The following is a 22439-nucleotide window of genomic DNA, read 5'->3' on the forward strand; positions in this document are numbered from 1 at the left end:
CATGCGACTGCGTACGCGTACGACCTCCGCGCTCGCGGGCGTGGCCGCGCTGACCCTGCTGACCGGCTGCGGCGCCGCCGACATGACGAAGCAGGCGTCCCCGTACGCCAACGCCCAGGGCGCCAAGACGGTCACCCTGTCCGTGCAGTCCTGGGTCGGCGCCCAGGCCAACGTGGCCGTCGCCCAGTACCTGCTGGAGCACGAGCTGGGCTACCGCGTCGACACCGTCCAGGTCGACGAGGTCCCCGCCTGGGACGCGCTCAGCCAGGGCCGCGTCGACGCCATCCTGGAGGACTGGGGCCACCCCGAGCAGGAACAGCGCTACGTCGAGGACAAGAAGACCATCGCCGCGGCCGGTGACCTCGGCGTCACCGGGCACATCGGCTGGTTCGTCCCGACGTACTTCGCGAAGAAGCACCCCGACGTCACCGACTGGAAGAACCTGAACAAGTACGCCGACCTGCTGCGCACCGCCGAGAGCGGTGGCAAGGGCCAGCTCCTGGACGGCTCCCCGTCCTACGTCACCAACGACAAGGCCCTGGTGAAGAACCTGAACCTGGACTACCAGGTCGTCTTCGCCGGCTCCGAGGCCGCCCAGATCACCCAGATGCAGCAGTTCGCCAAGGAGGAGAAGCCCTTCCTCAGCTACTGGTACACCCCCCAGTGGCTGATGGAGAAGGTCCCGATGACCGAGGTGAAGCTGCCGCCGTACGAGGAGGGCTGCGACGCCGACCCGGCGAAGGTCGACTGCGCCTACCCGGTCACCCCGCTGCAGAAGTACCTCAACGCCGGCTTCGCGAAGGACGGCGGCAAGGCGGCTCGGTTCCTGAAGAACTTCACGTGGACGACCGAGGACCAGAACCAGGTCTCCCTGATGATCGCCGAGCAGAAGCTGCGTCCCCAGGAGGCGGCGAAGAAGTGGGTGGACGGCCACGCGTCCGTCTGGAAGAAGTGGCTGCCCTGACCCTCACCGCCGCGGCCGGTGCGCGAGCCGTTCCGCCGTCTCCCGCACCGCACGCTCCGCCTGGCGCTGGAGACCCGGACCGAACGTGATCCGGGTGGCCCCGAGTTCGCCGAGTGCGGCGGGCGAGGGGCCCTGGCCGGGACGCGCGAGCACGTTCACCGGCCCCTGGATCCCGGCCCGCAGCAGCGGCAGCACGGCGGCCGGGGCGGCGATCGGGTACACGCAGTCGGCGCCCGCGGCGACGTACGCCGCCGCCCGCTCGATCGCCGCTCCCGGATCGTCCACCCCCCGGACGAACGTGTCGATCCGGGCGTTCAGGAACAGCCGGTCACCGGCCGCCTCCCGCACCCCGGCCAGCCACTCGGCGTGCTCCGCCGGGTCCCTGAGCCCCGCGGCGGTGGAGTCCTCCAGGTTGCAGCCCACGGCTCCCACCTCCAGCAGCCGCTCCACCAGCTCCTTCGGCGCCAGCCCGTACCCGCCCTCGACATCCGCCGACACGGGTACGTCCACGGCGCGCACGATCCGCGCGACGGCCGCGAACATCGCGTCGGCCGGCGTCGCCCCGTCCTCGTACCCGAGCGAGGCCGCGACCCCGGCGCTCGGCGTCGCCAGCGCCGGGAACCCGGCCGCCGCGAACACCCGGGCGCTCGCCGCGTCCCAGGGGCCCGGCAGGACGAGGGGATCGTCCGGGACACGACCGTGGTGCAGGGCGCGGAACCGCTCGACGCCGGTCACCACGCGGTGCCCCCCGCGGGGATCCGGCGGGTCACCATCAGCCGGTTCCAGCTGTTGATCGCCGCGATCAGCGCCAGCAGGTGCGCCAGCGCGTCGGCGTCGAAGTGCCGGGTGGCCTCCTCCCACACCGCGTCGGGCACGAAGCCCTCCGTCAGCACCGTCACCGCCTCGGTCAGCGCCAGCGCGGCCCGCACCCGGCCGTCGAAGACCTCGCCGGCCTCCTCCCAGGCGGCCAGCAGATCCAGCTGCCGCTCGCTCACGCCCTGCTCGCGCGCGATACCGAGGTGCATGTCCAGGCAGTAGGCGCAGTGGTTGAGCTGCGAGGCGCGGATCTGCACCAGCTCGGCCAGACCCGCGTCGCCGAGTCCCCGCTTGGCGGCGGCACCCACCGCCCGCAGCGCGGAGTGGACGCCGCCGTCCAGGAGCGTCGTACGTGTCCTCACGCGTGCTGTCCCGGCGTGTAGTGGCCCGGCGTCAGCCGGCAGGTCACCCCGAAGCGGTTCCAGGCGTTGATCACCGTGATCGCGGCGATCAGCTGCGCCAGCTCGGGCTCGTCGAAGTACTCGGCCGCCCTCTCGTACACCGCGTCCGGCACGAAACCGTCGGTCAGCACGGTGACGGCCTCGGTCAGCTCGATCGCCGCCAGCTCCCGCTCCGTGTAGAAGTGCCGCGACTCCTCCCAGGCCGCGAGCTGCACGATCCGCTCCACGCTCTCCCCGGCCGCCAGCGCGTCCTTGGTGTGCATGTCCAGGCAGAAGGCGCAGTGGTTGAGCTGCGAGGCGCGGATCTTCACCAGCTCCCGCACCTTCGGGTCGAGGCCCTGCCCGGCGGCCTTCTCCAGGCGCAGCATCGCCTTCCACACCTCGGGCGCGTGCTTGGCCCACTCCAGCCGGGGCGCGTGCTCGGCGGCGAAGGGCTCGGGGGCGGTGTTCTGCGCGGTCGTCGTGTCTGTGGTCATGCCACCGACCCTAGAAGGGATGCAGCCCAGGAGTATGGTCCATTCCCATGGCGGAATCCTGGGCCACTTTCGGCGTCGACCTGCACCTGGACCGGTCGGGCCCCGGCCTGCGCCGGGGTCTCACCGAGGCACTGCGCGAGGCCGTCCGCGGCGGCCGGCTGGCGCCCGGCACCCGGCTGCCCTCCTCCCGGTCGCTCGCCGCCGACCTGGGCGTGGCCCGCAACACGGTCGCCGAGGTCTACGCCGACCTGATCGCCGAGGGCTGGCTCGCCGCCCGCCAGGGCTCCGGGACCCGGGTCGCCGACCGCACCCCCGCCACCCCCGAACGGCGCCGGGCCCCCACCCGCGCGAGCCGGCCCGCCCGGCCTACGACCTCGTCCCGGGCACGCCCGAACTCGCCTCCTTCCCCCGCGCCCAGTGGCTCCGGGCCGCCCGCCGCGCCCTGTCCGCCGCCCCCGACCAGGCACTCGGCTACGGCGACCCCCGCGGCCGCGTGGAACTGCGCACCGCCCTCGGCGCATACCTGTCCCGGGCCCGGGGCGTGCACGCCGACCCCGACCGGATCGTGGTGTGCGCCGGCTTCCTCGGCGGCCTCGGCGTCCTCGCCGAACTGCTGCGCCGCCGGGGCGGGGACACCGTCGCCGTCGAGTCCTACGGCCTGCCCCACCACCGCCGGCTCCTGCGGAACGCGGGCTGTGCCACGCCCCCGCTGCCCTTCGACGACCGCGGCACCCTCCCGCCCGACGGCCCGGCCGCCGCCGACGCCGTCCTGCTGACCCCCTCCCACCAGTTCCCGCTCGGCCTCCCGCTGCTCCCCGAGCGCCGGACCGCCCTGATCGACCGGGCCCGGCGCACCGGCGGCCTGGTCCTGGAGGACGACTACGACGGCGAGTTCCGCTACGACCGCCAGCCCGTCGGCGCCCTCCAGGGCCTGGACCCCGACCGCGTCGTCTACCTGGGCACCGCCAGCAAGTCCCTCGCCCCCGCCCTGCGCCTGGGCTGGCTGGTCCTGCCGCCCGCGCTCGTCGAGGAGGCCATGGACGTCATGGCGGGCCGCGTCCCCGGCGTCCTCGACCAGCTGACCCTCGCCGCGTTCCTGACCTCCGGCGACTACGACCGCCACGTCCGCTCCGCCCGCCTGCGCTACCGGCGCCGCCGCGACGCCCTGGTGGCCGCCCTCGCCGAACGGGCCCCCGGCGTCCGCGTCACCGGCATCGCCGCCGGACTCCACGCCGTCCTCGAACTGCCGCCCGGCACCGAGCGGCAGACCGTCCGCGCCGCCGCCTGGCACGGGCTCGCGGTCCACGGCCTGTCCATGTTCCGGCACCCCGAAGCGTCCGTCCCCCCGCGGGACGCCCTCGTCGTCGGCTACGGCACCCCGCCCGACCACGCCTGGGCGGGGGCCCTGGACGCCCTGTGCCGTGCGCTGCCGTAGGGACCGGCCGCGACGGGGACCGGGCACCGGGGACGGACTCTCCCGCATCCCGGACACTCCGGCACCGCACGCACCCACCCGGTACCCTGACCGCGGGCCGTGACTGGCGCGCTTGGGATGGGACGAACCATCGGGAAGCGGCCCGAAACACCAAGAGCCGTGCGCCTGGGCCGTCCGTACTGTGAACGCCGAACACAAGGTCCGGAGGTCCCCGTGCCCGCAGAAATCTCCCCCGAGTCCACCGCCTACCGCGCCGCCCTCGACGTGATCCGCGCCGTCGAGCCCCGCGTGGCCGACGCCATCGGTCAGGAGGTCGCCGACCAGCGCGAGATGCTCAAGCTGATCGCCTCGGAGAACTACGCCTCCCCGGCCACGCTCCTCGCGATGGGCAACTGGTTCAGCGACAAGTACGCCGAGGGCACCATCGGCCGCCGCTTCTACGCCGGCTGCCGCAACGTCGACACCGTCGAGGCCCTCGCCGCCGAGCACGCGCGCGAGCTGTTCGGCGCCCGCCACGCCTACGTTCAGCCGCACTCCGGCATCGACGCCAACCTGGTCGCCTTCTGGGCCGTCCTCGGCGCCCGTGTCGAGGTGCCCTTCCTGGAGAAGACCGGCGCCCGCCAGGTCAACGACCTCACCGACGCCGACTGGGCCGAGCTGCGCCAGGCGTTCGGCAACCAGCGGATGCTCGGCATGTCCCTGGACGCCGGCGGCCACCTCACCCACGGCTTCCGCCCGAACATCTCCGGCAAGATGTTCGACCAGCGTTCCTACGGCACCGACCCGGCCACCGGCCTCATCGACTACGAGGCCCTGCGCGCCACCGCCCGCGAGTTCAAGCCGCTGATCATCGTCGCCGGCTACTCCGCGTACCCCCGGCTGGTGAACTTCCGGATCATGCGCGAGATCGCCGACGAGGTCGGCGCGACCCTCATGGTCGACATGGCGCACTTCGCCGGACTCGTCGCGGGCAAGGTGCTCACCGGCGACTTCGACCCGGTCCCGCACGCCCAGATCGTGACGACGACCACCCACAAGTCGCTGCGCGGCCCGCGCGGCGGCATGGTCCTGTGCGACGACTCCCTCAAGGACCAGGTCGACCGCGGCTGCCCGATGGTCCTCGGCGGCCCGCTCCCGCACGTCATGGCCGCCAAGGCCGTCGCCCTCGCCGAGGCCCGCCGGCCCGCGTTCCAGGACTACGCCCAGCGCATCGTCGACAACGCCCGCGCCCTCGCCGAGGGCCTGACCAGGCGCGGCGCCACCCTGGTCACCGGCGGCACCGACAACCACCTCAACCTGATCGACGTGGCCTCCTCCTACGGCCTGACCGGACGCCAGGCCGAGGCCGCCCTCCTCGACTCCGGCATCGTCACCAACCGCAACGCCATCCCCGCCGACCCGAACGGCGCCTGGTACACCTCCGGCATCCGCATCGGCACCCCGGCGCTGACCACGCGCGGCCTCGGCACCGCCGAGATGGACGAGGTCGCGGGCCTCATCGACCGCGTCCTCACCGCCACCGAGCCCGGCACCACCAAGTCCGGCGCCCCGTCCAAGGCCTCCCACGTGCTGGACGCGAAGGTCGCCGACGAGATCGCGCAGCGCGCGACCGACCTGGTGGCCGGGTTCCCGCTGTACCCGGAGATCGACCTCGGCTGAGAGGCCGCGAGGTCCTCCAGGTCGATCAGCTCCTGACGGGGCTCCCCGCGCGGCGGTCCGGCACGGTTCCGGACCGCCGCGCGGCGTATCAGCAGCGTCCCCGCGGCATCCGCGCCGAGCCCGGCCGCCGCGGTCCACCACGCCCCGTACCGCCCGCCGTCGTCCCCGTCGCCGCCCGTCCCGCCGGCCGCGAGGAAGCCCTCCTCGGTCAGCCGGTCGTAGGCGTCCCGCGGTACCGGTGCCGGCGGATGCCGTCGTCCGTCAGGTCCGGCACCGGGGCTGACGCGGCATCGTCACGTCCCCGCCCGGCGCCCGCCGAGTCTGCGGCCCCCCGACGCCGGTCAGCCCCCACAGCACCGTGCACCGCACCGGGGGGCGGTGGTCCTCCGTCCGGGCCGCCGGAACCCGCTCCGCGTCCGTGCGGCCCGGGTCGAGCAGCCACGGCCACGCCCGCCCATCCCAGCGCCGCGACCCCTGGACGCGAAAGGGAGTGCCCCTGTGCCGAACCAGTGCCCGACCGGACCCGGCGGCCTGAGAGAATGGTGAACATGGCCTCTGAACGCCCGCCCGTCTCCCACCACCGCCCTCAGGGGAATGGCTCCGCCATGCAGCGTCGTCCGCGCGTGCTCTCCGGTATCCAGCCGACCTCCGGCTCGTTCCACCTCGGCAACTACCTCGGCGCCGTCCGCCAGTGGGTCGACATGCAGGACACCCACGACGCGTTCTACACGGTCGTCGACCTGCACGCGATCACGGTCCCGCAGGACCCGAAGGAGCTGCGCGAGAACACCCGCGTCGCCGCCGCCCAGCTCCTCGCGGCCGGCCTCGACCCGGACCGCTGCACCCTGTTCGTGCAGAGCCACGTCCCCGAGCACGCCGAGCTCGCCTGGCTGATGAACTGCGTCACCGGTTTCGGCGAGGCATCCCGGATGACCCAGTTCAAGGACAAGTCCGCCAAGCAGGGCAACGACCGCACCACCGTCGGCCTGTTCACGTACCCGATGCTGATGGTCGCCGACATCCTGCTCTACCAGGCCGACCAGGTCCCCGTCGGCGAGGACCAGCGCCAGCACCTGGAGCTGACCCGGGACCTCGCGGACCGCTTCAACCAGACCTACGGCGACGCCTTCACCGTCCCGAGCGCCTACATCCTCAAGGAGACGGCGAAGATCTACGACCTTCAGGACCCGACCGCCAAGATGAGCAAGTCGGCGGCCACCCCGAAGGGCCTGCTCAACCTCCTGGACGAGCCGAAGGCCACCGCGAAGAAGGTGAAGAGCGCGGTCACCGACACCGACACCGTGGTCCGCTTCGACCGCGAGCACAAGCCCGGCGTCAGCAACCTCCTGTCGATCTACTCCACACTCACCGGCGCCGAGATCGCCGAGCTGGAGCAGAAGTACGAGGGCAAGGGCTACGGCGCGCTCAAGACGGACCTCGCCGACGTCGTCGTGGAGTTCGTCACCCCCTTCCGGGAGCGGACCCGGCAGTACCTGGACGACCCGGAGACCCTCGACGCGATCCTCGCCAAGGGTGCGGACAAGGCCAGGGCCGTCGCCGCTGAGACACTCGCCCGGGCGTACGACGTGGTCGGCTTCCTGCCCGCCAAGCGCTGAGCCCCGGCGGCGCCAAAGCCGCCGCCCCCGCCGCCGTCCGTGCGCCCCCGGCATGCCGCCGTAGCGCTGCACATCACTCCGGTTGCGCCTGCCCCGGGCGCGGCGGTGGCCGTACAGTCGATATCCGGGTGTCCGACCGAAGGACACACAACGACAGGAGACGAAGTGGGGACCGTAACGATCGGCGTGTCGATCGCGGTCCCGGAGCCTCACGGCAGCAAGCTCCAGCAGCTGCGCGCGGGCTTCGGCGACGCCGCTGCTCACGGCATCCCCACGCACGTCACCCTGCTGCCGCCGACCGAGGTCGACGGCGCCGTACTGCCCGCGGTCGAGGCGCACCTCGCGGAGGTGGCGGCGCGCGGCCGGCCCTTCCCGATGCGGTTGTGCGGCACCGGGACCTTCCGTCCGCTCTCGCCCGTCGTCTTCGTCCAGGTGGTCGAGGGCGCGGCGGCCTGCTCCTGGCTGCAGAAGCGGGTCCGCGACACCTCCGGCCCCGTGCCCCGCGAACTGCAGTTCCCGTACCACCCGCACGTCACCGTCGCGCACGGCATCGAGGAGGCGGCGATGGACCGCGCCTACGAGGAGCTGTCCGACTACGAGGCCCAGTGGCCCTGCACCGGCTTCGCGCTGTACGAGCAGGGCGCCGACGCCATCTGGCGCAAGCTGCGCGAGTTCCCCTTCGGCAGCGCCACGGTGCCCCCGCAGGCCGGACGCGTGGAGACCGGCTCCCTGCCGACGCGGTAGCCGCGCCTCACAGCGGCAGCCGCCGGAACACCGTCCGCGGCAGGTGCCGCACCGCCGACATCACCACCCGCAGCGCGCCCGGCACCCACACCGTCTCCGAGCGCCGCCGCAGCCCCAGCTCGATGGCCGCGGCCACCGCCCCGGGCGTCGTGGCGAGCGGCGCCTCCTCCATCCCCTCGGTCATCCGCGACCGCACGAACCCGGGGCGTACGACCATGACGTGCACGCCCGTGCCGTGCAGCGCGTCGCCCAGGCCCTGCGCGAAGGCGTCCAGGCCCGCCTTGCTGGAGCCGTAGATGAAGTTGGCGCGGCGGGCCCGCTCCCCGGCGACGGAGGAGAGCACCACCAGGGAGCCGTGCCCCTGCGCCTGGAGGGAGCGGGCGGCGACCAGCCCGGCCGAGACCGCGCCGGTGTAGTTGGTCTGCGCGACCCGTACCGCGTTCAGCGGCTCGCGCTCGTCGTGCGCCTGGTCGCCCAGGATGCCGAAGGCCAGCAGCACCAGGTCGATGTCGCCCTCGGCGAACACCTTGCCGAGCGCCGCCTCGTGGCCCTCGGGGTCCAGCGCGTCGAAGGCGACGGTGCGCACCTCGGCGCCGAGGCCGCGCAAGTCCTCGGCGGCCGCGTCCAAGGCGGGGGAGGGGCGCCCCGCCAGCCACACCGTGCGGGTGCGGCGGGCCACCAGGCGGCGCGCGGTGGCGAGCGCGATCTCGGACGTACCGCCGAGGACGAGCAGGGACTGGGGGAGGCCGAAGGCGTCCTTCACGACAGCTCCAGGGGCAGCATCGGGGTCGGAGTGAGGGCGGGGCGAGGCGAGGGCGAGGGCGAGGGGCTCAGAGGGCGAGGCGGCGGGCCAGGTCGGAGACGAACACCCCGCGCGGGTCCAGCTCCCCGCGCAGTGCCCGGAAGTCGCCCAGGCGCGGGTACATCCGGGCGAGCAGTTCCGGGCGCAGCCGGGAGTCCTTGGCGAGGTAGACCCGGCCGCCCACGTCGGCGACCTCCTCGTCCAGCTCGTCCAGGAAGGCGCCGAGCCCCGGCAGGCCCGCCGGGACGTCCAGGGCGAGGGTCCAGCCGGGCACGGGGAAGGAGAGCCAGCCCGGGTCGGCCTCGCCGAAGCGTTTGAGGACGGCCAGGAAGGAGGGGCAGCGGCGCTCGGAGATCCGCCGCACGATCGAGCGCAGCGCCTCCTCCCGGCCGTGCCCGACCACGAACTGGTACTGCACGAAGCCGCCCCGGCCGTAGACCCGGTTCCAGTGCGGGACGCCGTCCAGGGGGTGGAAGAAGGTGGGGATCCGCTGGAGCCGGCCCCGGCTCTCCCGGGGGGCCTTGCGGTACCAGAGTTCGTTGAAGAGCCCCACGGTCGTCCGGCTGAGCAGTCCGCCCGGCAGGAAGTCCGGCGTAGCGGGGAGGCGGGAGGTGCGGAAGGCCAGCGGTTCGCGCCGGGCGCGCGAGCGGGCGGGCAGCGCGTCCAGGGGTGCGTGGTCGCCGCGGGTGAGCACCGCCCGGCCGGTCGCCGCACCGCGCGCCAGGAGGTCGATCCAGGCGACCGAGTAGCGGTAGCGGTGGTCGGTGGCCGTCAGCCGGGCCATCAGGTCGTCCAGGTCGGCGGCGCGTTCGGTGTCGACCGACATCAGCGCCGTCTCGACCGGCTGGAGCCGCAGCGTCGCGGTGAGGATCACCCCGGTCAGCCCCATGCCGCCCGCGGTCGCGTCGAACAGGGGCGTGCCCGGGGTGACGGTGCGGACCCGGCCGTCGGCGGTGAGCAGCTCCAGGGAGAGCACGTGCCGCGCGAACGACCCCGACACGTGGTGGTTCTTGCCGTGGATGTCCGCGCCGATCGCCCCGCCCACCGTCACGTACCGGGTGCCGGGCGTCACGGGCACGAACCAGCCGAGCGGCAGCAGCACCTCCATCAGCCGGTGCAGCGACACCCCCGCGTCGCACAGCACGGTGCCGCCGCCGACGTCGATGGCGTGCACCCGGTCCAGGGCCGTCATGTCGAGGACGGCGCCCCCCGCGTTCTGCGCGGCGTCCCCGTACGCCCGCCCCAGCCCCCGCGCGATGCCACCGCGGGCACCGCACTCCAGGACGGCGACGGCTGCCTCCTCGTACGTCCGCGGGCGCAGCAGCCGGGCCGCGGTGGGCGCGGTGCGGCCCCAGCCGGTGACGGTGCCCCAGTCGGTGTCGGGAACGGTGTCGGCAGACATGGCGGTGACCGTATCGCCCCCATGCGAACGATTAGTTCCAAAACATTCGACCCATCCCTGAAACGGGTGATTAATGGTATGTCGCTCCGATGTGCCGTCCATCCGGTGCGGCGGGCGGGAACAGTGAGTTCCCATGGACGACCTCGACGACATGGACCACCGGATCGTCACGGCGCTCAGGGCCCGCGGCACGGACCCGCGCGTGGCCGGTGCCGCGCGCGCCCTGTCCCGGGCCGGGGAGCACGGGGCGCTGTGGCTCGCGGCCGGCCTCACCGCGGCCGCCGTGGACACCCCCGGCGCACGGCCTGGCTGCGCGGCACCGCGCTCACCGCGGGCGCCCACGTCGTCAGCATGGGCGTGAAGCGCGTCGTACGCCGCCCACGCCCCCCGCACGTGGAACCCCTGGTGCGCACCGCGGGCCGGCACTCCTTCCCCAGCAGCCACGCCACCTCGGCCGCCGCGGCCGCCGTCGTCTTCGGCGCGCTCGGCGTGCGGGCCGTCTGGCCGCTCGCCGCCGCGGTGTGCGCCTCCCGGCTGGTCGCCGGCGTCCACTACCCCTCGGACGTGGCGGCGGGCGCCGCCCTGGGCGCGCTCACGGCCCGCCTCGGCGCCGACTGGATGCGCGGAGGCACCCGTTGACCGACACGGCCGTCACCGACACCGCCGTCCTGCGCCGGCCCGCCCCCGGACAGCAGCAGGAGCCCGCGCCGCCGCGCCGGGCGGGCATCCCGGCCGGACTGCTGCGCACCGCACGCCCCCGCCAGTGGATCAAGAACGTCCTGGTCGTCGCCGCCCCGGCCGCCGCCGGCGAACTGTTCTCCCCGTCCGCCCTCGGCCGGCTCGGCCTGGTCTTCGTCCTGTTCACCGCCTGCGCCGCCGCCGTCTACCTCGTCAACGACGCCCGCGACGCCGAGGCCGACCGCGCCCACCCCGTCAAACGGCACCGCCCGGTCGCCGCCGGACAGGTCCCGGTGCCGCTCGCCTACGCCGTCGGAGGCGTCCTGGGCGTCCTCGCGCCCGCCGCCGCGGCCTGGCTCTGCCCGCCGCCCGTCGCGGCCCTGCTGACCGCCTACCTCGCCATGCAACTGGCGTACTGCGTCAGCCTCAAGCACGTCCTGGTCGTCGACCTCGCCGTCGTCACCACCGGCTTCCTGATGCGGGCGATGATCGGCGGACTCGCGCTGGGCATCCCCCTGTCGCGCTGGTTCCTCATCACGACCGGCTTCGGCGCCCTGTTCATGGTCGCCGCCAAGCGCTACTCCGAAGCCGTGCAGATGGCGGAGAAGGAGGGCGCCACCCGCGCGCTGCTCACCGAGTACACAGCCGGCTACCTCCGCTTCGTCTGGCAGCTCGCCGCCGGGGTCGCCGTCCTCGGCTACTGCCTGTGGGCCATGGAGGAGGGCGGCGTCCCGCACACCAGCGTGCTGCCCTGGCGCCAGCTCTCCATGGTCGCCTTCGTCCTCGCCGTCCTGCGCTACGCCGTCTTCGCCGACCGCGGCACCGCCGGCGAACCCGAGGACGTCGTCCTGCGCGACCGCGCCCTCGCGCTGATCGGCGTCGTCTGGCTCGCGATGTACGGGCTGGCGGTGGCCAATTGGTAGCCGACCGGCGCGAACTGCTGGGCTTCGCCTCCGTCGGCCTGCTCGCCTACGCCGTCGACCTCACCCTCTTCACCTGCCTGCGCGGCCCCGCCGGGCTCGGCCCGCTCACCGCCAAGACGCTCTCCTTCGTCGCCGCGTGCTCCGTCGCGTACGCGGGCAACGCCCTGGGCACCTACCGGCACAGCCGCCCCCGGGGACTGCGCCCCTGCGCCGTGTTCCTCGCCGTGAACGCCGCCGGTGCCGCCGTGCAACTGCTCTGCCTGGTCGTCAGCCACTACGGCCTCGGCCTCACCTCGCAGCGCGCCGACACCGTCTCCGGCGCGGGAATCGGCATGGTCCTGGGCACGATCCTGCGGTTCTGGGGCACAAGAACGCTGGTCTTCCGGTCCGGCAGCGGATCGGCCGACCCGACGAGATCATGGAACGGAACGAGCGGGGGCAGGGTCGGATCATGGACTGGCTGAAGAAGCTCCCCGTCGTGGGGCCCTGGATCGCCCGCCTGATGATCACGCACGCCTGGCGCTCGTACGAACGCCTCGACCGGGTGAAGTGGTCCCGGCTGGCCGCCGCCATGACCTTCACCAGCTTCGTCGCGCTCTTCCCGCTGCTCAGCCTCGCCGCCGCCGTCGCCGCCGCCACGCTGAACAAGAAGCAGCAGGACAAGCTGCAGGACCAGCTCGCCGAGCAGATCCCCGGCATCTCCGACCAGCTGAACATCCAGGGCCTCGTCGACAACGCCGGCACCGTCGGCGTGATCGCCGCCCTCCTGCTGCTGTTCACCGGCATGGGCTGGGTCGAGGCCACCCGGGGCTGCCTGCGCGCCGTCTGGGAGCTGCCGGACGAGGAGGAGAACCCGATCCTGCACCGGGCCAAGGACGCGGGCGTCCTCGTCGGCCTCGGCGGCGCCCTGCTGATCACCGTCGGCATCTCCACCGTCGCCTCGGCGCTGGTCGGCTGGATCATCCGCACCATCGGTCTCGCCGAGGGCGGCGTCGGCGGCGTCCTGCTCTACGTCGCCGCCTTCCTCGTCGCCGTCCTCGCCGACTTCCTCCTGCTCCTGTACGTCCTGACCCTGCTGCCCGGCGTGCAGCCCGAGCGCCGCCGCCTGGTGGTCGCCGCGCTGATCGGCGCCGTCGGCTTCGAACTGCTGAAGCTGCTGCTCAGCGGCTACATCCAGGGCGTCGCGGCGAAGAGCATGTACGGCGCCTTCGGTGTCCCCGTCGCCCTGCTGCTGTGGATCAACTTCACCTCGAAGCTGGTGCTGTTCTGCGCCTCCTGGACGGCGACCGGCAGCAAGGAGCAGGAGGTGGGGGACGCGGCCGTCACGGCCGGGTCCGGCGACGGACCAGGTCCGGCAGCGGCCACTTCCGGTTGACCAGGAACGCGCCGCCCGCGAGCAGCACCAGCACCCCGGCGGTGATTCCGGCCGCGACCCCGACCCCGCCGGCGCCCGTCCCGGCCTGGGCGCCCGCCACCGGCCCGGTGCCCGCGGCGCCCTTCCCGGTGCCGCCGGCCTCACCGGACGCCTCGGCCGAGGGGCTCGCCCCCGTCGCGCTCCGCGGGCCGACCAGCTCGCCCACCGGCCGCGTCTTGCCGGCCGCCGCGAAACCCCAGTCGAACAGGCGGGCGGTCTCCTTGTAGACCTCGTTGTGCTCGTCCTTCGCCGGGTTCATCACCGTGACGAGCAGCACCCGGCCGTCGCGCTCGGCGACGCCCGTGAAGGTGGCGCCCGCGTTGGTGGTGTTGCCGTTCTTCACGCCCGCGATGCCCGGGTAGACCTCGACGTCCGAGTCACCGGCCAGGAGCCGGTTGGTGTTCTGGATCTCGAAGGGCTCGCGGGTCGTCTTGCCCTTCTTGTCCTTCTTCGTCTCCCCGGGGAACTTCGCCCGGACCGTCGAGGCGTACTCGCGGAAGTCCTTCTTCTGGAGCCCCGAACGGGCGAACAGCGTCAGGTCGTACGCGGAGGAGACCTGCCCCGGCATGTCGTACCCGTCGGGGCTGACCGCGGTGGTGTCGAGGGCCTGCAACTCCTCGGCGTGCGCGTTCATGTCCTCGACGGTCTTCTCGACGCCGCCGTTCATCGCGGACAGCACGTGCACCGCGTCGTTGCCGGAGCGCAGGAAGACCCCGAGCCACAGGTCGTGGACGGTGTAGGTCTCGTCCTCCTTGACGCCGACCAGGCTGGACCCGGAGCCGATGCCCGCGAGGTCGGACACCTCGACCTTGCGCTTCGTCGTCTTCGGCCACTTCGGCAGCAGCGTGTCCGCGAACAGCATCTTCAGCGTGCTCGCCGGGGCCAGCCGCCAGTGCGCGTTGTGGGCGGCCAGCACGTCGCCCGACTCGGCGTCCGCCACGATCCACGACCGGGCCGTGAGGTCCTTGGGCAGCACCGGCGCCCCGCCCGCCAGATCCACCTGCGTCCCGGGCTTCGCGAGTCTCGCGCCGCCCACGACCGACGTCGACGCCGGCGGAGTGGCCGACGGACTCGTGGACGGGCTCGGGGCGGCGAGCGCGGCGGGGGAGAGGAGGGCGAGCGAGGCCAGGGCGGCGGTGGTGACCGTCAGGGAGTGCCTGAGGGCCTTCTTGGGAGCGGACACGAGCGGAAACGTACCCTCCGCGACCGGGTCGGTCCCACCCCCCTCTCCACCCCGCGCACGGATCAGGACAGCGGGCGGCGATACTTGACGCATGAAGCTCAGCCGCCCCGTCTCCTGGTTCCTGCTCGCTTTCGGGGTGTGGAGCTGGATCATCTGGATCACTTTCGTCAAAAACCTGGTCAAGGACGGCAGCGGGCTCGCCTTCGAGGACGGCGACCCCACGGCGTACTTCTGGGTGCACCTGCTGCTCGCGATCGTCTCCTTCGTATTGGGGACGGTCGTCGGCTTCATCGGGTTGCGCGGCGTGCGCGCACTGCGCCGAACGTCATAGGCGTCGAGGACGTCACAACCGAGGGGATACGACGGCATGGTGGTCGTCTTCGTGCTGGTCGCGGTGCTGATGGTGGGCGTCCTCGTGACGGCCAACTGGTACGTGTGGCGGCGCCTGTTCCGCGACACGACCAGCGCTCCGGGCCCCGTGCGCCGGATCGGCGCGGCGGTGATCGCCGGGGGCTGGCTGCTGGCGGTCGGGGCGCTGGTCGCCGAGCGCGCGGGCGCCCCGTTCTGGCTCCAGCGGGTCCTCGCCTGGCCGGGCTTCCTGTGGCTGGCCCTGTCGATCTACCTGCTGCTCGCGGTCCTCGCGGGTGAGGTCGTCCGGCCGCTGCTGCGGCGGTTCCTGGAGCGCAGGGCGGCCGCGCGGGGGACGGGGGGCGCGCAGGCGCCGGCCGCCCCGGCCGAGGACCCGAAGCGCATACCGGCCGGCACGGCCCCGCCGAAGGCGCCCGAGGCGCCCGAGGCGCCCGATGTGCCCGGAGCGTCGGGCCCCGGCGCCGACAGCGGGTCGCCGAGCCCCCCGGCCGTCCCCTCCCGCCGTCTCTTCGTCTCCCGCGTCGTCGCCGGTGCCGCCGCCGCGGCGGCCGTCGGCACGGTCGGCTACGGCACGTACGGCGTGCTGAACGGACCGAGCGTGAAGCGGGTGACCGTGCCGCTGGCCAGGCTCCCGCGCGCGGCGCACGGCTTCCGCATCGCCGTGGTCAGCGACATCCACCTCGGGCCGGTGCTCGGCCGGGGCTTCGCGCAGAAGGTCGTCGACACGATCAACTCCACGCAGCCCGACCTGATCGCCGTCGTCGGTGACCTGGTCGACGGCAGCGTGAAGGACCTCGGCCCCGCCGCCGCCCCGCTGGCCCAGCTGAAGGCCCGGCACGGCGCGTACTTCGTCACCGGCAACCACGAGTACTTCTCCGGCGCCGAGCAGTGGGTCGCCGAGGTCCGGCGCCTGGGGCTGCTGCCCCTGGAGAACGCGCGCACCGAGCTGCCCCACTTCGACCTGGCCGGCGTCAACGACGTGGCGGGCGAGGACGAGGGCCAGGGCCCCGACTACGCCAAGGCCCTCGGCGACCGGGACCGCTCCCGCGCGTGCGTACTCCTCGCCCACCAGCCGGTGCAGATCCACGACGCCGTCGACCACGGCGTCGACCTCCAGCTCTCCGGCCACACCCACGGCGGTCAGCTCTGGCCCGGCAACCTGATCGCGGGCGCCGCCAACCCGACGCTGGCGGGCCTGGAGCGCTACGGCGACACCCAGCTCTACGTCAGCCGCGGCGCGGGCGCCTGGGGACCGCCCACGCGCGTGGGGGCACCCTCGGACATCACGGTGATCGAGCTGGCGTCCCGTCAGGCCTGAGGGCCGGAATCCCGCGTCGGCTTCTTCGCGGGGTCCGGCATCATCTTCGTCATCCCCGGCAGGAAGTCCGTGAACAGCTCGTGCACCTCGCGCACCAGCGGGCGCAGCACCCGGAAGCGGGCCAGCACGACACCGCGCGCGGTGAGCCGGGCGCCGCGCTCGGCGAGGCGGTAGCTGCGTTCGCGGCCCTCGGTGCGGTCGAAGATCCAGTACAGGACGAGGCCCATCTGGGACAGCCACATCAGCTCGGGCAGGATGTCCCGCAGGTCCTCGGGGACCTTGGTCTTCGCCCCGGCCAGCACCGCGCGGTGGATGCCGATGGCCTCCACGCGCGCGTGCTCCGACTCCGGGGAGAAGGGGCTGAGCGGGCTGTCCGGGTCGGCGGCGTTCTTGAAGAACTGCACGGCGAACTCGTGGTACGGCGTGGCGATGTCCAGCCAGACCTTCAGCACGCCCGCCAGCCGCGCCTCCAGGTCGGTCTCCCTGGCCAGCACTTCCCGGACCGCCGCCCGGTGCTCGGCGGCGATCCGGTCGTAGAAGCCCTGGATCAGGTGTTCCTTGCCGGCGAAGTAGTAGTAGGCGTTGCCGACGGACACCCCGGCCTCCTGGGCGATGGCCCGCATCGTCGTCCGGTCGTAGCCGCGTTCCTGGAACAGCCGCATGGCCGTCTCCAGGATCAGCGCGCGGGTCTGCTCGGACTTGCTGAGGTGGGCACCGTCGTCGGGGCCGTCGTGGGTCGCAGGCACGGGTCCAGAGCCTATCCAGTGGCGCAGGCGCCGTCGTCACAGCCCGGCCCGGCGTAGATCCATCCCAGGCCCGGCTCGTAGACCCAGCCGTCGGCCCGCCGGTACCCGTTGCCGCCCCACTGCCGCTGCCCGGCACGCCACTTGGCGGCGGCCAGGACGGCCCCCCGGGCCAGCAGGGCGCCCCTGGGCGTACTGAGCCGGTGGGCGAGCCCGCGGTACCGGCGCAGCGCCCACAGGACGACCACCCAGGCGGCGGCGCCCCGGTAGACCTGCCCGGCGTCGCCCACGGCGGTGACCTCGTCGAGGGTGGCCCCGTGATCGAGGCCGGGGAAGCGCCGGCGTGCCTCCTGCGACGCGGCCGGGACCAGCTCCAGCGGCACCAGCCGCGGCTGGCGCAGCAGCCAGTCCCGTACGTGGGTGCACAGGGCGCACTCGGCGTCGTAGAGGACGGTGAGCCGGCGCACGGGGGCGCCGGCCGTCGTCCCGGGAGCGGGAGCCATCGGCTCAGGCCCCGGCCGTCGGGGCCACCCAGCCCTGCGGCGGGACCGGGGGCAGCTGCTCGCGCTCCATCAGGCCGCGCCGCCGGATCCTGTTGAGCACGTACACGTTGGCCAGGTGCATCACGCCGAGCACCAGCAGCACCACGCCGAGCTTGGTGGAGAGCGCCTCGAAGATGCCGCGGGTGTCGGCGATGGTGTCGTCACCGCTCAGGTAGAGGGCGACGAAGCCGAGGTTGACGAGGTAGAAGCCGACCACCAGGAGGTGGTTGACGGCGTCGGCGAGCTTCTCGTTGCCGTGCAGGACGTCTCCGAGGAAGACCCGTCCGTTGCGGCTGAGCGTGCGGGCCACCCAGACGGTCAGACCGATGCTGACGACCAGGTAGATGACGTAGGCGATGACGGTGCGGTCCATGCCCCACCCCTTCTTGAACGCGTTCAAAACGCTGACAGGAGGGACTGTAGACCTGTTTTTGAACACGTTCAAGCCGGATGTGGGAGGGTGGCCGGCTCAGGGGCGGCGGCCCAGCTCCGGGCGCTTGGAGTAGTCCGTGAGGCCGATGACGTTGCCCCACGGGTCGGCGAACTCGACGGTCCAGCCGGTGGCCACGGGGAACGGCTCGTCCAGCGGCGGCACCCCCGCCTCGCGCAGCGACCGGGCGGCCAGGCGGGCGTCGGTGACCTCCAGCCACACCCGCGTGGAGGGCCACATGGGCGGCTGCCGCCCGAACTCCTCCTCCACCCGCAGCAGCAGCCCCGGCGTCTCCGCGCCCACCTTCAGCAGCGCGATCCCGGCCTCGTCGAGCCGGTAGGCGACCGGGAAACCGGCCCGCTCGTAGAACCCGACGGCCTCACCGAGGTCCCCGACGGGCAGCAGCACGTTGTCGAACCCGAGCAGTTCGTACGACTCGTCATCTGACATGGCGTCACGCTAGGACGGTCATCGCCCGGATCGGCTGATTGTCAGCCCTCGCCGGGCGCGCTCTTCGGCCGTCCGGCGGCAAGGATCTCCGCGACGTCCAGCGTGACCTCGGCACCGAGCGAGTCGGGCAGGGTGACGGTCTCCCCGGGGGAGTGGACGCGGTGGGTGGCGTAGTCCTCGGCTTCGAGGGGAAGCCACAGGCCAACGCCTTGCAGGACGTTGACGATGTCGTCGTGCAGTCCGGTCCTCACGAACCTGATCGTGAGTGTGGTCAAGGTGCAGCTGTGGTGACCGTCCCGCAAGGGGCTGACGAGAAGCTGGCCGCGGATGATCTCGACGCGATAGCCCGGATGGCGTTCCATGATCTCGTCGGCGATCGTGGTGAGCACCATAAACCTCCTGACACGTGGACTTGGGTCCATCGTGCGGTGGTGGTCCTCACCACAGCACCCTGAGAGGGCGCTCTCACTCCAACGTGTGAGGGCCCCGCTTCCAGGGGAAACGGGGCCCTCACAGCCGTGAACCGGCGTACACCGACGGAGTCAGAAGCGGCGCGTGATGAGCGCTCGCTTCACCTCCGCGATGGCCTTGGTGACCTCGATGCCGCGCGGGCAGGCGTCCGTGCAGTTGAAGGTCGTACGGCAGCGCCACACGCCGTCGCGGTCGTTCAGGATCTCCAGCCGCTGCTCGCCGGCCTCGTCGCGCGAGTCGAAGATGAAGCGGTGGGCGTTGACGATCGCGGCCGGGCCGAAGTACTGGCCGTCGTTCCAGAACACCGGGCACGAGGACGTGCAGGCGGCGCACAGGATGCACTTGGTCGTGTCGTCGAAGCGCGCCCGGTCCTCGGCGGACTGGAGGCGCTCACGCGTCGGCTCGTTGGTGTCCTTCGTGATCAGGAAGGGCATCACGTCCCGGTACGCCTGGAAGAACGGCTCCATGTCGACGACCAGGTCCTTGAGGACCGTCAGGCCCTTGATGGGCTCGACCGTGATCGGCTTCTCGGGGCTGAGGTCCTTGATCAGCGTCTTGCACGCGAGCCGGTTCTTACCGTTGATCCGCATGGCGTCCGAGCCGCAGATGCCGTGCGCGCAGGACCGGCGGAAGGTCAGGCTGCCGTCCAGTTCCCACTTGATCTTGTGCAGCGCGTCCAGGACGCGCTCCTTCGGGTCGATCTCCAGCTGGAAGTCTTCCCAGGTCGCCTCCGCCGCGATCTCCGGGTTGAACCGGCGTACGCGGAAGGTGACCGTGATGTACGGGGAGTCGGCGAAGCCCGGCTCGGGGGCCTGGTCGCTCTTCTCCATGACAGGGGTAGCCATCAGTACTTACGCTCCATCGGCTGGTAGCGGGTCTGGACGACCGGCTTGTAGTCGAGCCGGATGGACTCGGCGCCGTCGTCGCCCACCTCGCGGTACGCCATGGTGTGGCGCATGAAGTTGACGTCGTCGCGGTTGGGGAAGTCCTCGCGGTAGTGACCGCCGCGCGACTCCTTGCGGGCGAGGGCGGAGACCGCCATCACCTCGGCCAGGTCGAGCAGGTTGCCCAGCTCGACGGCCTCCAGCAGGTCGGTGTTGAAACGCCGGCCCTTGTCCTGGATCGACACGTTCTTGTAGCGGGCCCGCAGCTCGGCGATCTTCTCGACGGCCGTCTTGATCGTCTGCTCGGTGCGGAACACCATGACGTTGGCGTCCATGCACTCCTGCAGCTCGCGGCGGATCGTCGCCACCCGCTCGGTGCCGGTGGAGGAGCGCAGCCGCTCGATCTGCTCGACGACCAGGGACTCCGGGTCCTCGGGCAGCTCGACGAAGTCCGCCTTCTGGGCGTACTCCGCGGCGGCGATGCCCGCGCGGCGGCCGAAGACGTTGATGTCGAGCAGCGAGTTGGTGCCCAGGCGGTTGGCGCCGTGCACGGACACGCAGGCGACCTCGCCGGCCGCGTACAGGCCGGGGACGACGGTGGTGTTGTCGCTGAGGACCTCACCCTCGACGTTGGTCGGGATACCGCCCATGGCGTAGTGCGCGGTCGGCTGGATCGGGATCGGGTCCGTGTAGGGCTCGATGCCGAGGTAGGTCCGCGCGAACTCCGTGATGTCGGGCAGCTTGGCGTCCAGCTGCTCCGGCGGGAGGTGGGTGAGGTCCAGGTAGACGTGGTCGCCCTCGGGACCGCAGCCGCGACCCTCGCGGATCTCCGTGTAGATGGAGCGCGAGACGACGTCACGGGACGCGAGGTCCTTCATGACCGGCGCGTACTTCTCCATGAAGCGCTCGCCGTCCTTGTTGCGGAGGATGCCGCCCTCACCGCGGGCGCCCTCCGTCAGCAGGATGCCCATGCGCCAGATGCCGGTCGGGTGGAACTGGAAGAACTCCATGTCCTCCAGCGGCAGCCCGCGCCGGTACACGGCCGCCTGGCCGTCACCGGTGAGCGTGTGCGCGTTGGACGTCACCTTGAAGAACTTGCCGGTGCCGCCGGAGGCGTAGATCACGGACTTCGCCTGGAAGACGTGGATCTCGCCGGTCGCCAGCTCGTAGGCCACCACGCCGGCCGAGCGCTTGACGCCGTCGACCTCGGTGATCAGCTGGTCCAGGACGTAGAACTCGTTGAAGAACTCCACGCCCTCCTTCACGCAGTTCTGGTAAAGCGTCTGGAGGATCATGTGGCCGGTGCGGTCGGCCGCGTAGCAGGACCGGCGGACCGGCGCCTCGCCGTGGTTGCGGGAGTGACCGCCGAAGCGGCGCTGGTCGATCGTCCCGTCGGGCGTCCGGTTGAACGGCAGGCCCATCTTCTCCAGGTCGAGGACCGAGTCGATGGCCTCCTTCGCCAGGATCTCGGCGGCGTCCTGGTCGACCAGGTAGTCACCGCCCTTGACCGTGTCGAAGGTGTGCCACTCCCAGTTGTCCTCCTCCACGTTGGCCAGCGCGGCGGCCATGCCGCCCTGCGCGGCGCCCGTGTGGGAGCGGGTGGGGTAGAGCTTCGTCAGCACGGCGGTGCGGCTGCGCTTGGTCGACTCGATGGCCGCGCGCATGCCGGCGCCACCGGCGCCGACGATGACGGTGTCGTACTTGTGTACCTTCATGATTTTCGCAGCCCCGTGCCTAGCGGATGTTCGGGTCGAAGGTGAAGATCACCAGCGTGCCCAGCAGGATGGTGAACACCGTGGCGGTGTAGAGCAGGCCCTTGAGCCACAGGCGGGTGTTCGGGCGCTCCGCGTAGTCGTTGATGACCGTGCGCAGGCCGTTCCCGCCGTGCAGCATCGCGAGCCAGAGCATCGCGAGGTCCCAGAGCTGCCAGAACGGCGAGGCCCAGCGGCCCGCCACGAAGGCGAAGCCGATCTTCGAGACGCCGCCGTCCAGCACCAGCTGGATCAGCAGGTGCCCGATGACCAGGACGACCAGCACCACACCGGACAGGCGCATGAAGAGCCAGGCGACCATCTCGAAGTTGCCCCGGGTGGACTTCGGGGTCTTCTTCGTACGGGCCCGGGGCGCCTCGATGAGCGGCGCCGGGGTGTCGACCGTGTACAGGGAGGCGCCCTCGACGGGGCCGATCCCGGAAGCGGGGGATTCAGTCGTGGACATTGGCGTCAGCTCCCGAACAGTTCACGAGCGGCGTGGCCGAGGACGGGGTAGATCGCCCCGAGCATCAGCACGACCCACAGGGCGACGACGGTCCAGAGCATCTGCTTCTGGTAGCGGGCGCCCTTGACCCAGAAGTCGACGGCGATGACACGCAGGCCGTTGAGCGCGTGGAAGAGGATGGCGGCGACGAGGCCGTACTCCAGCAGCGCGACGATCGGCGTCTTGTACGTGGCCACGACGGTGTCGTAGGCCTCGGGGGACACCCGCACGAGAGCGGTGTCCAGCACGTGAACGAACAGGAAGAAGAAAATGAGGACGCCGGTGACTCGGTGAGCCACCCAGGACCACATTCCTTCCCGGCCGCGGTACAGCGTTCCAGCCGGCACGGAAATTTCCTCCGGGAGCGGGGATTGGGGCCGCGCCGGCTTTCCTTGTCGGTCGGGCCCGGCCGGGTACGGTCCACCGGCCCCCAGCATGGTAGCGACGTGTACCTGCGGTGCTT

The 22439-nt window shown here is 72.3% G+C and carries 24 protein-coding genes, 2 pseudogenes and 1 riboswitch; of the genes and pseudogenes, 11 read left to right on the top strand and 15 right to left on the bottom strand.

From position 1 onward, the window contains the following. Nucleotide 1 precedes the first annotated feature (1 nt). On the top strand, nucleotides 2–964 hold the full coding sequence (locus tag BJ961_RS04295; protein WP_271319964.1) for an ABC transporter substrate-binding protein: 963 nt from the start codon (nucleotides 2–4) through the stop codon (nucleotides 962–964). Nucleotides 965–967: 3 nt separating this feature from the next. Here BJ961_RS04295 and BJ961_RS04300 read toward each other — a convergent pair whose 3' ends face one another. From BJ961_RS04300 to BJ961_RS04310, 3 genes are read right to left on the bottom strand one after another with little or no spacing between them, the layout of a single operon-like run. Further along, a complete protein-coding gene (locus BJ961_RS04300; protein ID WP_271416960.1) occupies nucleotides 968–1699 on the bottom strand; it encodes an isocitrate lyase/PEP mutase family protein in 732 nt (243 codons plus the stop codon). Continuing rightward, the gene (locus tag BJ961_RS04305; RefSeq protein ID WP_271319965.1) at nucleotides 1696–2142 is read right to left on the bottom strand and encodes a carboxymuconolactone decarboxylase family protein; all 447 of its coding nucleotides are present in this window, start codon (nucleotides 2140–2142) and stop codon (nucleotides 1696–1698) included. Before BJ961_RS04305 ends, BJ961_RS04300 begins: the two co-directional genes overlap by 4 nt. Beyond that, nucleotides 2139–2657, bottom strand: a complete 519-nt coding sequence (locus BJ961_RS04310; protein ID WP_153178299.1) for a carboxymuconolactone decarboxylase family protein — start codon at nucleotides 2655–2657, stop codon at nucleotides 2139–2141. The genes BJ961_RS04305 and BJ961_RS04310 overlap by 4 nt, the downstream gene beginning before the upstream one ends. A 47-nt stretch (nucleotides 2658–2704) precedes the next feature. Here BJ961_RS04310 and pdxR point away from each other — a divergent pair. The 4 genes and pseudogenes from pdxR to BJ961_RS04330 all read left to right on the top strand — a co-directional run bounded on the left by pdxR (nucleotide 2705) and on the right by BJ961_RS04330 (nucleotide 8111). After that, a pseudogene (pdxR, locus tag BJ961_RS04315) lies at nucleotides 2705–4092 on the top strand (MocR-like pyridoxine biosynthesis transcription factor PdxR). An 89-nt stretch (nucleotides 4093–4181) separates the two neighbouring features. Then, nucleotides 4182–4270: riboswitch (ZMP/ZTP riboswitch) on the top strand. A gap of 35 nt (nucleotides 4271–4305) precedes the next feature. Then, nucleotides 4306–5751 (top strand): glycine hydroxymethyltransferase, encoded by a 1446-nt coding sequence (locus BJ961_RS04320; protein ID WP_271319966.1) that lies wholly within the window; start codon nucleotides 4306–4308, stop codon nucleotides 5749–5751. Between the two features lie 605 nt (nucleotides 5752–6356). Then, nucleotides 6357–7367: a tryptophan--tRNA ligase gene (gene trpS / locus BJ961_RS04325; RefSeq protein WP_271319967.1), complete on the top strand. Its 1011-nt coding sequence runs from the start codon at nucleotides 6357–6359 to the stop codon at nucleotides 7365–7367. A 165-nt stretch (nucleotides 7368–7532) separates the two neighbouring features. Then, on the top strand, nucleotides 7533–8111 hold the full coding sequence (locus BJ961_RS04330; RefSeq protein WP_271319968.1) for a 2'-5' RNA ligase family protein: 579 nt from the start codon (nucleotides 7533–7535) through the stop codon (nucleotides 8109–8111). A gap of 7 nt (nucleotides 8112–8118) precedes the next feature. Here the strand turns inward: BJ961_RS04330 and BJ961_RS04335 are convergent, their stop codons facing one another. Beyond that, entirely contained in the window at nucleotides 8119–8874 is a 756-nt protein-coding gene (locus tag BJ961_RS04335) for a decaprenylphospho-beta-D-erythro-pentofuranosid-2-ulose 2-reductase (RefSeq protein ID WP_271319969.1), read from the bottom strand. 67 nt (nucleotides 8875–8941) lie between these two features. After that, entirely contained in the window at nucleotides 8942–10315 is a 1374-nt protein-coding gene (locus tag BJ961_RS04340) for an FAD-binding oxidoreductase (RefSeq protein ID WP_271319970.1), read from the bottom strand. Nucleotides 10316–10448: 133 nt separating this feature from the next. On the opposite strand from BJ961_RS04340, the pseudogene BJ961_RS04345 reads away from it, so the two are divergent. The 4 genes and pseudogenes from BJ961_RS04345 to BJ961_RS04360 all read left to right on the top strand — a co-directional run bounded on the left by BJ961_RS04345 (nucleotide 10449) and on the right by BJ961_RS04360 (nucleotide 13291). Continuing rightward, nucleotides 10449–10954, top strand: a pseudogene (locus BJ961_RS04345) (phosphatase PAP2 family protein). Then, entirely contained in the window at nucleotides 10951–11916 is a 966-nt protein-coding gene (locus BJ961_RS04350; protein WP_271319971.1) for a decaprenyl-phosphate phosphoribosyltransferase, read from the top strand. Before BJ961_RS04345 ends, BJ961_RS04350 begins: the two are co-directional and overlap by 4 nt. Beyond that, entirely contained in the window at nucleotides 11910–12380 is a 471-nt protein-coding gene (locus tag BJ961_RS04355; protein WP_271319972.1) for a GtrA family protein, read from the top strand. Before BJ961_RS04350 ends, BJ961_RS04355 begins: the two co-directional genes overlap by 7 nt. After that, a complete protein-coding gene (locus tag BJ961_RS04360) occupies nucleotides 12368–13291 on the top strand; it encodes a YihY/virulence factor BrkB family protein (protein ID WP_271319973.1) in 924 nt (307 codons plus the stop codon). The genes BJ961_RS04355 and BJ961_RS04360 overlap by 13 nt, the downstream gene beginning before the upstream one ends. Here BJ961_RS04360 and BJ961_RS04365 read toward each other — a convergent pair. Continuing rightward, a complete protein-coding gene (locus tag BJ961_RS04365; protein ID WP_271319974.1) occupies nucleotides 13239–14513 on the bottom strand; it encodes a D-alanyl-D-alanine carboxypeptidase family protein in 1275 nt (424 codons plus the stop codon). The genes BJ961_RS04360 and BJ961_RS04365 overlap by 53 nt on opposite strands. Before the next feature lie 91 nt (nucleotides 14514–14604). On the opposite strand from BJ961_RS04365, the gene BJ961_RS04370 reads away from it, so the two are divergent. Beyond that, complete coding sequence (locus BJ961_RS04370; protein ID WP_271319975.1) at nucleotides 14605–14844, top strand: SCO4848 family membrane protein; 240 nt, start codon at nucleotides 14605–14607, stop codon at nucleotides 14842–14844. 36 nt (nucleotides 14845–14880) lie between these two features. Further along, nucleotides 14881–16200, top strand: a complete 1320-nt coding sequence (locus BJ961_RS04375) for a metallophosphoesterase (protein ID WP_271319976.1) — start codon at nucleotides 14881–14883, stop codon at nucleotides 16198–16200. Here BJ961_RS04375 and BJ961_RS04380 read toward each other — a convergent pair. The 9 genes from BJ961_RS04380 to sdhC form a co-directional block, all read right to left on the bottom strand. Continuing rightward, nucleotides 16191–16946 (bottom strand): TetR/AcrR family transcriptional regulator, encoded by a 756-nt coding sequence (locus BJ961_RS04380; RefSeq protein ID WP_271319977.1) that lies wholly within the window; start codon nucleotides 16944–16946, stop codon nucleotides 16191–16193. The genes BJ961_RS04375 and BJ961_RS04380 overlap by 10 nt on opposite strands. Before the next feature lie 11 nt (nucleotides 16947–16957). After that, nucleotides 16958–17446 (bottom strand): thiol-disulfide oxidoreductase DCC family protein, encoded by a 489-nt coding sequence (locus BJ961_RS04385; protein WP_271319978.1) that lies wholly within the window; start codon nucleotides 17444–17446, stop codon nucleotides 16958–16960. Between the two features lie 4 nt (nucleotides 17447–17450). After that, the gene (locus BJ961_RS04390) at nucleotides 17451–17858 is read right to left on the bottom strand and encodes a hypothetical protein (RefSeq protein ID WP_271319979.1); all 408 of its coding nucleotides are present in this window, start codon (nucleotides 17856–17858) and stop codon (nucleotides 17451–17453) included. Nucleotides 17859–17954: 96 nt separating this feature from the next. Beyond that, nucleotides 17955–18365: a VOC family protein gene (locus BJ961_RS04395; RefSeq protein WP_271319980.1), complete on the bottom strand. Its 411-nt coding sequence runs from the start codon at nucleotides 18363–18365 to the stop codon at nucleotides 17955–17957. Nucleotides 18366–18406: 41 nt separating this feature from the next. Next, nucleotides 18407–18757, bottom strand: a complete 351-nt coding sequence (locus BJ961_RS04400; RefSeq protein ID WP_271319981.1) for a hypothetical protein — start codon at nucleotides 18755–18757, stop codon at nucleotides 18407–18409. Between the two features lie 150 nt (nucleotides 18758–18907). Beyond that, nucleotides 18908–19681 (bottom strand): succinate dehydrogenase iron-sulfur subunit, encoded by a 774-nt coding sequence (locus BJ961_RS04405; RefSeq protein WP_271319982.1) that lies wholly within the window; start codon nucleotides 19679–19681, stop codon nucleotides 18908–18910. Then, nucleotides 19681–21435 (bottom strand): succinate dehydrogenase flavoprotein subunit, encoded by a 1755-nt coding sequence (sdhA, locus tag BJ961_RS04410; protein WP_271319983.1) that lies wholly within the window; start codon nucleotides 21433–21435, stop codon nucleotides 19681–19683. The genes BJ961_RS04405 and sdhA overlap by 1 nt, the downstream gene beginning before the upstream one ends. Before the next feature lie 19 nt (nucleotides 21436–21454). Further along, nucleotides 21455–21937 carry a succinate dehydrogenase hydrophobic membrane anchor subunit gene (locus tag BJ961_RS04415; protein WP_271319984.1) on the bottom strand — a complete coding sequence of 161 codons (483 nt, stop codon included), beginning with the start codon at nucleotides 21935–21937 and terminating at the stop codon, nucleotides 21455–21457. 5 nt (nucleotides 21938–21942) lie between these two features. Then, the gene (gene sdhC / locus BJ961_RS04420) at nucleotides 21943–22323 is read right to left on the bottom strand and encodes a succinate dehydrogenase, cytochrome b556 subunit (protein WP_003974113.1); all 381 of its coding nucleotides are present in this window, start codon (nucleotides 22321–22323) and stop codon (nucleotides 21943–21945) included. Nucleotides 22324–22439: the final 116 nt, after the last annotated feature.

The sequence above is a fragment of the Streptomyces lienomycini genome (assembly GCF_027947595.1).
GTDB classification, from domain to species: Bacteria; Actinomycetota; Actinomycetes; order Streptomycetales; family Streptomycetaceae; genus Streptomyces; species Streptomyces lienomycini.

What these genes read in the sequence shown, in the direction of transcription:
- BJ961_RS04295 (WP_271319964.1), top strand. Translation starts at nt 2, where the DNA reads ATGCGACTGCGTACGCGTACGACCTCCGCGCTCGCGGGCGTGGCCGCG.
- BJ961_RS04310 (WP_153178299.1), bottom strand. Translation starts at nt 2,657, where the DNA reads ATGACCACAGACACGACGACCGCGCAGAACACCGCCCCCGAGCCCTTC.
- trpS (WP_271319967.1), top strand. Translation starts at nt 6,357, where the DNA reads ATGCAGCGTCGTCCGCGCGTGCTCTCCGGTATCCAGCCGACCTCCGGC.
- BJ961_RS04340 (WP_271319970.1), bottom strand. Translation starts at nt 10,315, where the DNA reads ATGTCTGCCGACACCGTTCCCGACACCGACTGGGGCACCGTCACCGGC.
- BJ961_RS04360 (WP_271319973.1), top strand. Translation starts at nt 12,368, where the DNA reads ATGGACTGGCTGAAGAAGCTCCCCGTCGTGGGGCCCTGGATCGCCCGC.
- BJ961_RS04370 (WP_271319975.1), top strand. Translation starts at nt 14,605, where the DNA reads ATGAAGCTCAGCCGCCCCGTCTCCTGGTTCCTGCTCGCTTTCGGGGTG.
- BJ961_RS04375 (WP_271319976.1), top strand. Translation starts at nt 14,881, where the DNA reads ATGGTGGTCGTCTTCGTGCTGGTCGCGGTGCTGATGGTGGGCGTCCTC.
- BJ961_RS04385 (WP_271319978.1), bottom strand. Translation starts at nt 17,446, where the DNA reads ATGGCTCCCGCTCCCGGGACGACGGCCGGCGCCCCCGTGCGCCGGCTC.
- BJ961_RS04390 (WP_271319979.1), bottom strand. Translation starts at nt 17,858, where the DNA reads ATGGACCGCACCGTCATCGCCTACGTCATCTACCTGGTCGTCAGCATC.
- BJ961_RS04395 (WP_271319980.1), bottom strand. Translation starts at nt 18,365, where the DNA reads ATGTCAGATGACGAGTCGTACGAACTGCTCGGGTTCGACAACGTGCTG.
- BJ961_RS04400 (WP_271319981.1), bottom strand. Translation starts at nt 18,757, where the DNA reads ATGGTGCTCACCACGATCGCCGACGAGATCATGGAACGCCATCCGGGC.
- BJ961_RS04405 (WP_271319982.1), bottom strand. Translation starts at nt 19,681, where the DNA reads ATGGCTACCCCTGTCATGGAGAAGAGCGACCAGGCCCCCGAGCCGGGC.
- sdhA (WP_271319983.1), bottom strand. Translation starts at nt 21,435, where the DNA reads ATGAAGGTACACAAGTACGACACCGTCATCGTCGGCGCCGGTGGCGCC.
- BJ961_RS04415 (WP_271319984.1), bottom strand. Translation starts at nt 21,937, where the DNA reads ATGTCCACGACTGAATCCCCCGCTTCCGGGATCGGCCCCGTCGAGGGC.